Here is a 12,914-nt window from a genome sequence, read left to right as displayed (position 1 = left end):
TGGCATCCGCCGGTTATTTGTGGAACAATTGCGCCATTCATTTTAATGGCCGTGCCGTTGTTAATTTTAACACTCAGGCATTAGCAACAGGGCGGCAAATAATACAGGTTTTTTACATGATAGACTCGAAAGGATACCGGCCTAATGTCGGCATTATCCTTTGCAATGACGAGGGTCGTGTGTTCTGGGCAAAGCGCAAGGGCGCTAATTCTTGGCAGTTTCCGCAGGGCGGAATCGATGGCGACGAGGATCCGGAAACCGCGATGTATCGGGAGTTGTGGGAGGAAACCGGCTTGTGCGCGGAACATGTGCAACTGCTGGGGCGCACACGCTATTGGTTGCGTTACAAATTGCCCGATCGCTATATCCGCAAGAATTCCACGCCGTTGTGCATCGGACAAAAACAGATTTGGTTCATTCTACGCCTGACGACCGACGAATCGATGGTGCGGTTCGATTGTGGGCATAAGCAGGAATTCGATAACTGGAAGTGGGTGGAGTATTGGTATCCGCTGAAGGACGTAGTTTATTTCAAGCGGCGGGTGTACCGCAAAGCCATGGACGAACTGGGGGCTTTGTTAGTCAGCAACGATTTGGGTATCAACACCGAGAGTTATCTATCCGGCAGATTGGCGGTCGGTTAATAGCTGTGAACGTTGATTTGAAGAGCGCTCATACCAATCGGCACTCTATGGCAGTCAGAGTGTAGGCTACCGTCCTCAAATAGCTCAAATATTCGATAACCCGGCGGCAAGGAGTCCAGTTCAAACTCGGTCGCAAACGGTTTGAACTGAAAACAGCTAGCCGGCGCGGCGAATATCGCCATGTGCTTATAACTGGTCTGCATTTCCTGATGTAAATGGCCGCATGTGATAGCTTTAACTTGCGGAAAACATTCCGCTACCGCCAATAATTCCTTGCCGTTCTCGATTTTCATCGTATCCATCCAGTCGCTTTGGCTGGCAATGCAATGATGATGTACCGCCAACAGGGCAGGCATCTGATTTGCCGCTAGGGTCTGCTCCAAAAACACTAATTCTTCCCGAGTTACAAGCCCGACAGGGCTTGCTGGTTTTTGGCTATTTAACGCAATAATCTGCCAATTTTTCAGCAACAGGTGTTTGCGGCAACTTACGAAACCCTCGTTCAGTTCGGTTTCCATCAGTTTCCAGTCGTCATGATTGCCGGGCAGGCATAAGCAAGGAGTGGCATAGGTTTGCAGATGCCGGCAAATTCGCCGGTAACTATCTGCGCTAGGGTCTTGGCCCAAATCGCCGGTCAACAAAATCAGATCGAATCCGCCATGCGTGGCATGGGCATGTGCCAGAGTTTTTTGGAAATACTGCTCCGTATCGATTCCCAGCATTTTGTCGCCGGCACGCGGCAGGATGTGTAGGTCGGTTAGTTGCAGGACTTTTAGCGCGGACATTATTTAACGCAGATAAGGAAAGTAGGCTTGGCTGTTAACGTGTACTTCATCAAGGTCTTCGTGATCGGCGAACCAGCGATAGCCACAATGCTGTTGTTGCGGCAGTTTTCCCCGATCTATATCCAGCGATAGCTGATAGGCTAAAACCACGTAATGGGTGCCAATACCGGGCACGTTGGCGAAATTATTGTCGTATAAATGGGTGAAAGCATTGAGGAGCAGGGCATTTTCAATGCTATGGGCTGTGCCTAATTCAGTTTCCGTGATTCGCAAAAAGGCCGCTTCCAGCGTTTCGGATTTATAGATTCTGCCACCCGGTACAAACCAGTAGCCGGCGGCGGGCTGATTGAGCCGTTTGCCCATCAGTATCTCGTTCTTCCTTGAGCGTACAACTAAATCGATGGACACTAAGGGTGTGTGTTTAACGACAGTAAGAAAGTCCTGTTTGTCGAGCATCGGAAAATCCCGTTTCGGTGAATTGATGACAGATAGCGCGGTTGGTTTATTGCACGTCTTTATACAACACCTTGGAATTACGCTGGTAGTTGTAAGCGCTTTTCATCGGCTCCGGCAAGTCCTCGATTTCGCAAGGTGTGAAGCCGCGCTCGACAAACCAGTGTACGGTTTGCGTGGAGCGGACGAATAGACGCCGGATTTGTTCGGTTTCGGCTTTATTACTTAGATAGTCCAATAAGCTGTTGCCGCGCGCGCCTTTTTGATAATCGGCATGCACCGCCAGACAAGCAATTTCCGCGCTTTTGCCGTCGTTCATCGGATGAAAGGCCGTGCAGCCGATGATCAAACCGTCGCGCTCGATGACGATATAATCGCCGATTTCCATTTCCAGCTTTTCCCGGGAACGCTTGACCAGGATGCCTTGCTGTTCCAAAGGTTTGATCAACTCCATGATGCCGCCGATATCGTCCAATGTCGCCGGCCGTATTGTTTCGAACGCCGTCGAACTGACCAGCGTACCGATACCGTCGCGGGTAAACAGTTCCAGCAGCAGGGCGCCATCCACATGCCGATTAATCAGATGCGCGCGCTGCACGCCTTTCTCACAGCTTTGCATGGCGGCACTTAACGAACGGGCCACTTCATCAGGCAGGGTTGGAGTATCCTCCAATAACTTTGAAACTTGATCCGTGGTGAGCTGTTGGATCGGCTGCTTATCGTCAGGCGATAAGCAGTTTTGTTCAGTTAACAAAATTAACTTTTCGGCTTGCAAAGCGATGGCGACTTCGGTGGCAACTTCCTCGGCCGACAGATTGAATACTTCCCCGCTGGGCGAATAGCCGATGGGCGAAATCAGCACCACATTCTGCTGATCCAGCTGTTGATGAATGCCTTGCGCATCAATGCGCCGCACCTTGCCGGTGTGGCAATAATCGATGCCGTCCAACACGCCCAAAGGTTTGGCGGTAACAAAATTGCCGGAAGCGACGCGGATCTTGGCGCCGGCCATCGGTGAGCCCGATAAGCCCATCGACAATAAAGCTTCTATTTCCACCCGCACCAAACCTGCTGCTTGTTTGACGTATTGCAGAGTAGTGGCGTCGGTGATGCGTAAATGATGGTGAAATTGCGGTGTGTTGCCGTGTTCGGTTACTTGTTCGTCAATCTGCGGTCGAATACCGTGCACCAATACCAGTCTGACGCCCAAACTTTTCAGCAATGCGAAATCGTGAATCAGATTGTCGAAATCCGGCTCGATGACCGCATTGCCGCCGAAAAAAATCACGAAAGTGCGGTTGCGATGGGCGTGGATGTAGGGCGATGAGTTTCTGAACCAGTTGACGAAGGTCGATTGATATTCCATTAAGTATTTACAAATTGGTTGCGGCGTTTCTAATTAATAAGTTTAACCTTGCCGGCGTTAAAACCCAATTGACGACTGCTTACTTGGAATTTTTCCAACGGCTGGCGACATAATCCAACGCTTCCTGAATGTTAAGGTCTCGGGTGCCGCCGCCCGTGCGCACGAAGAATTTGGGTGTGTTGCCTTGGGTCAAAAACACCGGTCGCCGTGACGGTAAAACGATCACGCGGCAGACGTCTTTATCGGCAACTTTATGAAACAGCACATGCACCAGCGGGCACAGGTCGGCGCCGAGATTGGCGGATATGCTTGTGATCAGGGTTTGCTCGAAGCCGTCCTGGTCGGTTTTTTTCAGGGTTTGAAAATCGGCCTCCAGGCCGAGGATCTCGCCGTTGTCCGCCACGCCGATCAGCAAGGTGCCGCCGACCGAACTGTTGAAAAATCCGGCCAGGGTTTTCAGAATCACGCCTTCCAGCGTTTTATTCACGCGCTGCTCCTGAATGTCCCAGCGCAGCGAAGATTTAAACTCCAGCAACGGCCCTTCGCCCTGGCGAATGATGGTCGGCAAATCCTTTTCCAGCTCGGCCTTCAGTGCGTCCAGGTCGACCAGACGCCTGTGCAATATCTGATAAAAACCCAGTGACAGCAGGCCCAATATCGCGCCGATTTCGGCATAAAACAAGATCAGATTGTTTTGATTGATCTGGCCGGACATTACCTCGGTGAATTGGCCGAGCACGAATTCTATCGATGAAATAGGGTCGGCGTTGCGCTCGCGCGAACTTATGTAATCGTAACTGGGCGCCAATAAAAATATCCCCATCCCGGCACCTATCCAGCCGGCCAGGACATATATTTTTAGTTTTTGTTTCCAGATATAGAGAAGTTGGAGCAGAAAGCGTTTCATTGCGTGTATTCGTCTTTACCCTATGAGGATAAGGATGCATCTTCAATTTGTTTAATGGTTTGTCCGTTGACTGTTTTCCAGCTTTGAGGACCGCTTCTCGATGTGCCGGCCACAATTGCAGCTGCATAGGTTGAAGAACTTAATAAGATGTTCTCACTGGATACGAGAATATCGCCCTGTTCTACAAGTGCACCTTCTTTGATCAAGCGTGCTTTGATAGTTGCAAGTTTACCTGGCATGCTATGGGTGTTTGTTTTGGAAAGTTGCGAGCCTCTTTTAAGTACAAAACCTTCATCGGTAAATGCACCATAGGCTATTAACTGATTGACCGTAAAAACAAGTTCCCGCAGAGGGTCGATAATACCGTTATTATTATCGATTGGAGTGTTTGGTTCGGGGTTAGAAAGAGATTTTAAGATTGGTTCAAGGACGGGATAGCCTAGTATTCCCAATACCATTCGAATATTTTCACCGAATTCTTGCATGGCGTCCCGATCAGCACGAGGAAGGCTTGATTCAGGGGGGGCATTTCCATTTTCTAACTGGTATCTGTCTGCTTTTTTCGATAAGCAGGTTAAAGTAGACTCCAAGTACTTTATGTGGGCCTTAGTAAGGTTTTCATCCTTGCTAGTAAAGATAACGACTTCATTCCAAAAATCCTTGTTTCTGTCATGTGAAGTGAGCCGTTGTGAGACGTTCTCTGACTCACCAATATAAGCAACTGGTTTTGAGTCAACAAAGCGACTTTCAAAAAGAAAATACACTCCTGGTTTTGCTGCTTCATGCCAATTTGTTAGTTCGCTTAATCTGTTGCGAGGGCACGCAATTGCATGCCCTGTCCAGTTTACTAACTCTGCATATCTAATTCCTGTAACTGTGCCATCAGCTAAATAGACTCGGATAGATTTACCAATTGCCATGGTTCATATCTCAATATAAGTTTGGTATTACTAGATGGCATTGTAAATCCGAAATATCCGTTACTTAGCTTTAAATGCTCTATTTTCTAGTACGCATCCAGGGTCCCCGCGTATTAATCCTCAAGCTTTGACAAATCCCGCACCGCGCCCCTGTCGGCGGATGTAGCAAACATGGCATAGGCTTTCAGTGCCACCGAAACTTTGCGGGCACGCGGCTTGACCGGTTTCCAGCCTAGCTGGTCCTGCTCCACGCGGCGTTGGCCCAGTTCCTCGTCGGATAGCAATACATTGATGGTGCGGTTTGGAATATCAATTCGAATACGGTCGCCGTTGCGCACCAGACCGATGGCACCGCCCGCGGCGGCCTCCGGCGAACAATGGCCGATGGATAAACCGGAAGTGCCGCCGGAAAAACGGCCGTCGGTTAATAGGGCGCAGGCTTTGCCCAAGCCCTTGGACTTGATGTAGCTGGTCGGATAGAGCATTTCCTGCATGCCGGGCCCGCCTTTGGGGCCTTCGTAGCGCACGACTACCACGTCGCCGGCTATGACTTTATTGCTGAGGATATTTTCCACCGCTTCGTCTTGCGACTCGACTACATGTGCATTGCCTTCAAACACCAGCAGGCTGTCGTCTACACCGGCACTTTTAACGACGCAGCCATCCAGCGCGATATTGCCATACAGTACCGCCAGACCGCCCTCTTTGCTGAAGGCGTGCTCAAAAGAACGAATACAACCTTCGGCACGATCCAGGTCCAGGCTGGGCCAGCGCGTGTTTTGACTAAAGGCTATTTGGGACGGAATGCCGGCAGGCCCTGCCAGATAAAAGTTTTTTACCGTTTCGCTCGGATTAGCGGCAATATCCCATTGCGCCAAGGCATCGCCCAGAGTTTTGGCATGCACGGTGGGGACATCGGCATGTAATTTACCGGCCTTGTTAAGCTCAGCCAGAATCGCCATGATGCCGCCCGCGCGGTGCACGTCTTCAATATGGTATTTATTGGTGTTGGGTGCCACTTTGCATAACTGCGGCACTAGTTTGGACATGCGGTCGATATCCGCCATCGTGAAATCGATGCCGGCCTCTTGGGCGATAGCGAGTAGATGCAATATTGTGTTGGTTGAGCCGCCCATCGCAATATCCAGCGCAATGGCGTTTTCGAACGCTTTAAAGCCGACGGAGCGCGGGAGTACAGATTCGTCGTCCTGCTCGTAATACTGTTTGGCCAATTCGACGATACGCCGCCCGGCTTGTTTGAACAACAGCTCCCGGTCGGCATGAGTGGCGACCACCGTACCGTTACCGGGTAAGGATAGACCTAAGGCTTCGGTCAGGCAGTTCATGGAATTGGCGGTGAACATGCCGGAACAGGAACCGCAGGTCGGGCAGGCGGAGCGTTCGACTTCCGCCAAATCGCTGTCGGACACTTTGCTGTCAGCCGCCATTACCATCGCGTCGATCAAGTCCAGTTTTTTGATTTCGATCGTGTGGCTTTGCGGATTGGCCAAGCTGACTTTACCGGCCTCCATCGGCCCGCCGGAGACAAAGATCACCGGGATATTGATACGCATCGCCGCCATCAACATGCCGGGGGTGATTTTGTCGCAATTGGAGATACAGACCAGTGCATCGGCGCAATGCGCATTAACCATATACTCGACGCTGTCGGCGATCAAATCGCGGCTGGGCAAGCTATACAGCATGCCGTCGTGGCCCATCGCAATGCCGTCGTCGACCGCAATGGTGTTGAATTCTTTCGCCACGCCGCCGGCTTGCTCGATTTCGCGCGCCACCAGCTGGCCCAGATCTTTTAAATGCACATGGCCGGGCACGAACTGCGTGAAGGAGTTGGCAATCGCGATAATGGGTTTGTCGAAGTCGCCGTCTTTCATGCCTGTCGCGCGCCATAACGCGCGCGCGCCCGCCATGTTGCGGCCTTGAGTGGTGGTATGAGAACGATATGCGGGCATGGTAATTCCAACTGAAAGCAAAAAGCGGCACTAAAACTGCCGCAGTGGAAAGGATGTCATCAACCGCGGGGCAAGCCGGCGGTTAAATCCGCTAAAAATTAAAAACTGTCCCAGCCGCTGGAACGGCGGCGCCAACTAAGTTTGGGCAGAATAAATCCCAATAATACGCCGAATAAGGCCAAGCCGCCGCCGTATAAAAACCAGTCCTGGTTGCTGCTGTCGGTCAAAGCCTGGTTTTCGCGCTTCAGTTGTTGTAATTCGCGTTCGACGGCGATCACGCGCTCCTGCAATTGGTCGCGTTGTTGTTTGAGTTGTATCGCATTGGCAGCGGTTTGCTGTAATTCGCTGAGTTCGGTGCTGAGGCGGTCACGCTCTTTGCCGGCTTCCTGGCCGGTGGCTTGCGCGGACTTCAACAGTTTGTTTTCTTCTTGCAGCACTTCCAGTTTTTTGGCGGCCGCTTCCAGTTGGGTACGGGCGCTGGGCTCGCCTGTCAAGTAACGGCTAAGAATGAAGCCCTCCGCACCGTTATTGGTTTGAATATAGGTGTAGCCGTTTTCGGTGCTTTCTTGCAAAACGCTGACAGGAATGCCGTTTTCCAACATTTTGACGATCTTGGTGCGCTCGCTTTCGCCGCTGCGTAATGGCACCTCGACCTTGTCCGTTACATAAGCGGTTCTGGCCGTGGCCAGCGGGCTAATCAGCAGACAGGCAAAAATGTAGGCAAAAGACTTTTTCACAGTATCACTCTTTGTTCGGCTTAATAAGAAAGCGGCGATTCTAGCGAAATTATCGGCAGATGAGAAATTCCAATAGCGCTTTCTGAGCGTGCAGCCGGTTCTCGGCTTCCGGAAATATCACGCTTTGCGGACCGTCGATGACCTCGGCAGTGACTTCCTCGCCCCGGTGGGCCGGCAGGCAATGCATGAACAGCGCGTCGGATTTAGCGGCAGCCATGGTTTTGGCGTTGACCTGAAAATCCTTAAACACGGATTCGCGCTTTTTCTGCTCTTCTTCCTGACCCATGCTAGCCCAGACGTCGGTCACCACCAAATCGGCTTGCTGAGCGGCTTGCTCGGGCGTATTGAAAAACGCCACCCTATGCCCGGCGGCATCGACGATGCTTTGTTGCGGGCGGTAATCGATAGGGCAGGCGATGTTCAACTTAAAGTCGAATTGGCGGGCGGCGTTGATATAGGAATGGCACATATTGTTGCCGTCGCCGATCCAGGTCACGGTTTTGCCGGCAATGTCGCCGCGAAATTCGAAATAGGTTTGCATGTCCGCCAGTAGCTGGCAGGGATGCAATAAGTCGGTCAGGCCGTTGATCACAGGCACCCGTGAATGTTTGGCAAAGGTGGTGACCGTGTCATGATTATTGGTACGCAACATGATGCAATCCACCATGCTGGAAATAACTTTGGCGCTATCTTCCAAAGGTTCGCCGCGGCCAAGTTGGGTGTCGCGGGGCGATAGAAAGAGTGCGCTACCGCCGAATTGGGCCATGCCGGCTTCGAAAGAAATGCGGGTGCGGGTGGATGATTTTTCGAAAATCATCGCCAGCACTTTGCCTTTGAAAGGTTGATAATCCGGATCGCGATGGTTCTTGAGCTGAATTGCCCGTTGGATCAGAGTGTGTAGTTCTGCGCTGGACAAATCCAGCAGGCTGATGAAATGTTTGGGTTGCATGGCGAGCTACCTGCTAAATTCCTGAATGAGCGCCGACAATGTCTCGGTCAGCATGGCTATTTGCGCGTCGTCGATAATCAACGGCGGCAATAAACGAATAGTGCTATCGGCGGTGACGTTGATCAACAAGCCTTGTGCCAGGGCTTTGCCGACCAATTCGCCGCAAGGGCGATCCAATTCAATGCCGATCATCAAGCCTTTGTGGCGAATATCGACAATATGCGGGTTGTCGGCCAGCGCTTTTTTAAACTGATCGCAAATCCGTTCGCCCTTGGCCTGTGCATCGGTAATCAATGTGCCGGATGTTAACGTTTCCAATACCGCCAAAGCCGCACTACATGCCAGCGGGTTGCCGCCAAACGTCGAACCGTGATTGCCGGCTTGCAATACGTCCGCCGCTTTGCCGCGTGCCAGGCAGGCGCCGATCGGCACGCCATTGCCTAAAGCTTTGGCCATCGTACATACATCCGGCAGGATGCCGTTATGTTGATGGGCAAGGAAGCGCCCGGTTCGGCCGACGCCAGTTTGAATTTCGTCCAGCATCATCAGTAAATTATGCCGGTCGCATAGCTCGCGAATTTGATTCAAATAATCCGCCGCCGGGATATTCACGCCTCCTTCGCCCTGTACGGGTTCGACCAGGATTGCAACGATGTTTTTATCGGCGGCGACGGCGGCTTCAATGGACGCAATGTCGTTGTAGGGCGCATGGACAAATCCTGCCAGCAGCGGGGCGAAACCCTGCTTGATCTTGCTATTGCCAGTTGCGCTCAGGGTGCCCATGGTACGGCCATGGAAGCTTTTTTCCATGGTTAATACCACGGGGTGTTCTATGCCTTGTTGGTGGCCGTATTTGCGGGCGATTTTTATAGCCGCTTCGTTGGCTTCCGCACCGGAGTTACTGAAAAACACATTGTCCATGCCGCTCAGTTCGATCAGTCGATCCGCTAATTGCGACTGCAACGCCACGCCATATAGATTGGAGGTGTGCAGCAAGGTTTTGCTTTGCCGGCATAAGGCCTCATGCACGGCCCGATGGGCGTGGCCGAGGTTGCAAACCGCGATGCCTGCAACCGAGTCGAGATAGCGGCGGCCATCGATATCCCACAGCCACGCGCCTTCGCCGCGTGCAAAAGTGACCGACTGGCGGGCATAAGTAGGCATGATGTGATTGGGCATTTTAATAAGGCTCTGAAAGTGTTTTAAAAAACGCTATTCGCTCGAAAAAAGCGCGCGATTATATTTTTTCCAACCGATATAAGCAATAAATAGTTTTTCATGGAAACCCGGCCGTTTTTATCGCTGAAAAGTGCCGTTTGGGAGGTGCGGATCAATGTCAAAAGTGCTGATTTTGTTGTAAAGGTTTTAGTCAGCGGCGGTAGTCGCCGTCGTCGGCATAGCGGATAGGGTTGTTAGGTCGTTGAAATTTCAGAGGCATGTATTCCGGAAGTTGGGTTTTAATAGCGACTTTTAGAGATCGCCCTAAGTCGGCTTGGATAGTACGGTGGATTCGGCGTTTCTGCTGGTGACCTGCTTTTGTCAGTCTCTACGCTGGACACCGGTCTTGCCATTTAGCTATGCTGCCGTTTGATTTTACAGTTACGCAGGAGGTAGCGTGTCATTGACCCCTTTAATATTTCCGGAATTGATTCAGGCGCTCCTCGACAATATTGAAGCGCATGCCGAGGAAGTCACCGAGCTGGATCAAGCAATAGGAGATGGTGACCACGTGTTTAATTTGCAGCGCGGGTTGCAAGCCTTGCGCGAACATGCCGGCGAGATCGCACAGTTAGACTGGGTCGCGGCATGGCAAAAAATCGGTATGACGGTAATGGCCGCTGTCGGCGGTGCTTCCGGCTCCTTGTACGCCACATTGTTTATAGCGTTGGCGAAAAACGGTAAAGATAGGGTTGTGGATTTAGCCGGGTTTGCCGACGTATTTTTGCTGGCGGTGGAGGCCGTCAAGCAGCGCGGAAAAGCCGATGTCGGCGAAAAGACGATGCTGGATGTGCTGGTGCCAGTGGGGTTGGCCTTGCGGGATGAGGCTGCCGCCGACAAACCGCTGGCGGAGGTTTTGGATAGGCTTTGCGCCGTGGCGGCGGATGGAGTGGAGGCTACTCGCGAGATGCTGGCTACCAAAGGCCGGGCTTCGTTTCTGGGGGAGCGCAGTAAAGGCCATATCGATGCCGGCGCCAAGACGGCGCAATTGATGATCGCGGCGATAGCCGGGGTGTTGAAAAAGTCCGGTAATTAGGCGTTCCGGACCGGTCGGTTACGGTTTTCTCCGGGCGCCAATTCAAATTTCTGGGGCTTTATTTTTTCTTTAACAGCCCCAGCGCAGCGCGGCGGTATTTACCGGTGCATCCCACAAAGTCAGCATTTCTTCATCCAGCAGCGTCAGGGTCAGTGAGCAACCGGCCATGTCCAATGAGGTGGTGAAATTGCCGACCAATGAACGCTGGACTTTCACACCGCGCTGGCTGAAATATTGCCAGGCCAGCTCGTAAATCAAATGTAATTCGATTAAGGGAGTGGCGCCGAAACCGTTGACATGTAGTAACGCGGCTTGGCCGGCCGCCGGTCTTAATTCGTCGAGAATATGTCCGGCCAATTGCTTGACAATTTCGCTGGCGCTCACCAGTTTCGCGGTTTCGCGGCCACGTTCGCCATGGATGCCGACGCCCATTTCGATTTCGTCGTCAGCGATGGCGAAAGTCGGATGGCCTAGCGCCGGCACCGTGCAGCTACTTAAGGCTACGCCTAGCGAGGCGGTAGCTTGATTGACGCGTTCGCCTAGTGTTTTGCAAGCCGCTAAATCCGCGCCTTTCTCCGCGGCTGCGCCGACAATTTTCTCGACGATAGTGGTGCCTGCCACTCCGCGCCGGCCGATGCTGTGGGTTTTGGGCAGGGAAATGTCGTCGTTGATTAAAACGCTGGTGTTAGGTAAATCCAGCATTTCGCCGGCCATTTCAAAATTCATCACATCGCCGGCATAATTTTTCACGATAAACAGTACACCTGCGTCGCCATCCACGGCGTGCGCCGCCGCCAACATCTGGTCCGGCGTCGGGGAGGTAAATACTTGGCCGGGACAAGCGGCATCTAACATGCCGACACCGACAAAGCCGCTGTGTAAGGGCTCGTGGCCGGAGCCGCCACCGGAAATCAGCGCTACCTTGCCGGTTTTGCGAGTGTTTCGATAAACGAAACGCGGTTCCGGGTTGAATTGCACGATGTTGGCATGGGCCTTGGCAAAGCCTTGCAGACTGGTTTGCAATAAGGTGTCCGGGCTGTCGATAAATTTTTTCATGATTTGCCTCCGCTGTGTTGGCGTGGACCGAAATTAAAGAGTGTTAGTACGCAATATGGCGGTAATGTCGCGGATGTCCGGCACGACCCAGGTCGGTCCGAAATCGGCCGCCGCGACGTCTTTTTCGGTGGATACGCCGCTAAGTACCATCAAACTGCGGATGCCTGTGCGCACCGCGCCGAGAATATCGGTGTCCAGCCGGTCGCCGATGGCGACAGTATAGGCCGGGTCAACATTCAACAGGCTCAATGCTTGCCGGTAAATAATAGGCTCCGGTTTGCCGATAATCATCGGCTTAATGCCGGTGGAAGCAGTCAAGCCTGCCAAAATAGCGCCGTTGCCATGTGTTTCACCGCGTTCGGTCGGTAGAGAAAGGTCGCCATTAGTGCCGATAAAATGCGCGCCCGCCCGCAGATTCAGGGTGGCGGTCGCCAGTTTGTCCCAGCTCAGCTCCCGGTCCATACCGCACACCACCAAGTGCGCGCGCTGGTCGGGTTCGGTCTCGTAGAGCCCGGTAAGCTTAAAGCCCATATCCAACAGCGGCTGTCGGGCGCCGATGCCGCCTATGACAAATACGCGCGTCATCTGTGGATCGTAGCGTTCGGATAGATACAGCGCGGTGGCCATGCCTGAAGTCAGAATCTCGTTCAACTCGACCGATACACCCATTTTCGCCAGCTTGCCGACATATTGTTCCGCTGTCAGGCTGGCGTTATTGGTGGCCAGAATGAACGGCAGCTTTAGGTCGCGCAAAGCTTGAAAAAAATCAACCAGGCCGGCTTGAGCTTGGTCGCCGTGCCACAGTACACCATCCATATCGATGATCAGGGCGCGGATGTCGGTAAAAGCTTGCATAAAGGGTCTCGGGTA

13 protein-coding genes are annotated in these 12,914 nt (G+C 52.5%); 2 read left to right on the top strand and 11 right to left on the bottom strand.

Annotation, left to right across the window (positions count from 1 at the left end; translation table 11 throughout):
• The first annotated feature begins 116 nt into the window (after window positions 1-116).
• Window positions 117-644: an RNA pyrophosphohydrolase gene (locus ACH50O_RS10155; protein WP_446811901.1), complete on the top strand. Its 528-nt coding sequence runs from the start codon at window positions 117-119 to the stop codon at window positions 642-644.
• Here the strand turns inward: ACH50O_RS10155 and ACH50O_RS10150 are convergent.
• The 9 genes from ACH50O_RS10150 to ACH50O_RS10110 all read right to left on the bottom strand — a co-directional run bounded on the left by ACH50O_RS10150 (window position 641) and on the right by ACH50O_RS10110 (window position 9,913).
• Window positions 641-1,429 carry a metallophosphoesterase gene (locus ACH50O_RS10150; RefSeq protein WP_446811900.1) on the bottom strand — a complete coding sequence of 263 codons (789 nt, stop codon included), beginning with the start codon at window positions 1,427-1,429 and terminating at the stop codon, window positions 641-643. The genes ACH50O_RS10155 and ACH50O_RS10150 overlap by 4 nt on opposite strands.
• Before the next feature lie 3 nt (window positions 1,430-1,432).
• Complete coding sequence (locus ACH50O_RS10145) at window positions 1,433-1,885, bottom strand: GDP-mannose mannosyl hydrolase (protein WP_446811899.1); 453 nt, start codon at window positions 1,883-1,885, stop codon at window positions 1,433-1,435.
• A gap of 46 nt (window positions 1,886-1,931) precedes the next feature.
• Window positions 1,932-3,248 carry an amino-acid N-acetyltransferase gene (gene argA, locus ACH50O_RS10140; protein ID WP_446811898.1) on the bottom strand — a complete coding sequence of 439 codons (1,317 nt, stop codon included), beginning with the start codon at window positions 3,246-3,248 and terminating at the stop codon, window positions 1,932-1,934.
• Window positions 3,249-3,327: 79 nt separating this feature from the next.
• On the bottom strand, window positions 3,328-4,155 hold the full coding sequence (locus tag ACH50O_RS10135) for an AlbA family DNA-binding domain-containing protein (protein ID WP_446811897.1): 828 nt from the start codon (window positions 4,153-4,155) through the stop codon (window positions 3,328-3,330).
• Window positions 4,156-4,175: 20 nt separating this feature from the next.
• Window positions 4,176-5,075, bottom strand: coding sequence for a GIY-YIG nuclease family protein (locus ACH50O_RS10130; RefSeq protein WP_446811896.1), 900 nt, complete (start codon window positions 5,073-5,075; stop codon window positions 4,176-4,178).
• Window positions 5,076-5,188: 113 nt separating this feature from the next.
• Entirely contained in the window at window positions 5,189-7,048 is a 1,860-nt protein-coding gene (gene ilvD, locus ACH50O_RS10125) for a dihydroxy-acid dehydratase (RefSeq protein WP_446811895.1), read from the bottom strand.
• Window positions 7,049-7,146: 98 nt separating this feature from the next.
• Window positions 7,147-7,785, bottom strand: a complete 639-nt coding sequence (locus ACH50O_RS10120; protein ID WP_446811894.1) for a TIGR04211 family SH3 domain-containing protein — start codon at window positions 7,783-7,785, stop codon at window positions 7,147-7,149.
• A 49-nt stretch (window positions 7,786-7,834) separates the two neighbouring features.
• Window positions 7,835-8,734, bottom strand: a complete 900-nt coding sequence (argF, locus tag ACH50O_RS10115) for an ornithine carbamoyltransferase (RefSeq protein ID WP_446811893.1) — start codon at window positions 8,732-8,734, stop codon at window positions 7,835-7,837.
• A gap of 6 nt (window positions 8,735-8,740) precedes the next feature.
• The gene (locus ACH50O_RS10110; RefSeq protein ID WP_446811892.1) at window positions 8,741-9,913 is read right to left on the bottom strand and encodes an acetylornithine transaminase; all 1,173 of its coding nucleotides are present in this window, start codon (window positions 9,911-9,913) and stop codon (window positions 8,741-8,743) included.
• Between the two features lie 436 nt (window positions 9,914-10,349).
• Here ACH50O_RS10110 and dhaL point away from each other — a divergent pair, with 436 nt between their 5' ends.
• Window positions 10,350-10,988 carry a dihydroxyacetone kinase subunit DhaL gene (gene dhaL / locus ACH50O_RS10105; protein ID WP_446811891.1) on the top strand — a complete coding sequence of 213 codons (639 nt, stop codon included), beginning with the start codon at window positions 10,350-10,352 and terminating at the stop codon, window positions 10,986-10,988.
• A gap of 69 nt (window positions 10,989-11,057) precedes the next feature.
• On the opposite strand, the gene dhaK is transcribed toward dhaL, so the two are convergent.
• Both dhaK and ACH50O_RS10095 read right to left on the bottom strand, forming a co-directional pair.
• Complete coding sequence (dhaK, locus tag ACH50O_RS10100) at window positions 11,058-12,044, bottom strand: dihydroxyacetone kinase subunit DhaK (protein WP_446811890.1); 987 nt, start codon at window positions 12,042-12,044, stop codon at window positions 11,058-11,060.
• Window positions 12,045-12,077: 33 nt separating this feature from the next.
• Window positions 12,078-12,899: an HAD-IIA family hydrolase gene (locus ACH50O_RS10095; protein WP_446811889.1), complete on the bottom strand. Its 822-nt coding sequence runs from the start codon at window positions 12,897-12,899 to the stop codon at window positions 12,078-12,080.
• Window positions 12,900-12,914: the final 15 nt, after the last annotated feature.

This window comes from Methylomonas sp. 2BW1-5-20 (genome assembly GCF_052474515.1).
The sequence above is the reverse complement of the archived record's forward strand: the minus strand, read 5'-3'. Positions and strand labels throughout refer to the sequence as shown.

Bases quoted from the DNA above. Each gene is read 5' to 3' on its own strand.
- ACH50O_RS10155 (WP_446811901.1), top strand. From the start codon at position 117: ATGATAGACTCGAAAGGATACCGGCCTAATGTCGGCATTATCCTTTGC.
- ACH50O_RS10150 (WP_446811900.1), bottom strand. From the start codon at position 1,429: ATGTCCGCGCTAAAAGTCCTGCAACTAACCGACCTACACATCCTGCCG.
- ACH50O_RS10145 (WP_446811899.1), bottom strand. From the start codon at position 1,885: ATGCTCGACAAACAGGACTTTCTTACTGTCGTTAAACACACACCCTTA.
- argA (WP_446811898.1), bottom strand. From the start codon at position 3,248: ATGGAATATCAATCGACCTTCGTCAACTGGTTCAGAAACTCATCGCCC.
- ACH50O_RS10135 (WP_446811897.1), bottom strand. From the start codon at position 4,155: ATGAAACGCTTTCTGCTCCAACTTCTCTATATCTGGAAACAAAAACTA.
- ACH50O_RS10130 (WP_446811896.1), bottom strand. From the start codon at position 5,075: ATGGCAATTGGTAAATCTATCCGAGTCTATTTAGCTGATGGCACAGTT.
- ilvD (WP_446811895.1), bottom strand. From the start codon at position 7,048: ATGCCCGCATATCGTTCTCATACCACCACTCAAGGCCGCAACATGGCG.
- argF (WP_446811893.1), bottom strand. From the start codon at position 8,734: ATGCAACCCAAACATTTCATCAGCCTGCTGGATTTGTCCAGCGCAGAA.
- ACH50O_RS10110 (WP_446811892.1), bottom strand. From the start codon at position 9,913: ATGCCCAATCACATCATGCCTACTTATGCCCGCCAGTCGGTCACTTTT.
- dhaK (WP_446811890.1), bottom strand. From the start codon at position 12,044: ATGAAAAAATTTATCGACAGCCCGGACACCTTATTGCAAACCAGTCTG.
- ACH50O_RS10095 (WP_446811889.1), bottom strand. From the start codon at position 12,899: ATGCAAGCTTTTACCGACATCCGCGCCCTGATCATCGATATGGATGGT.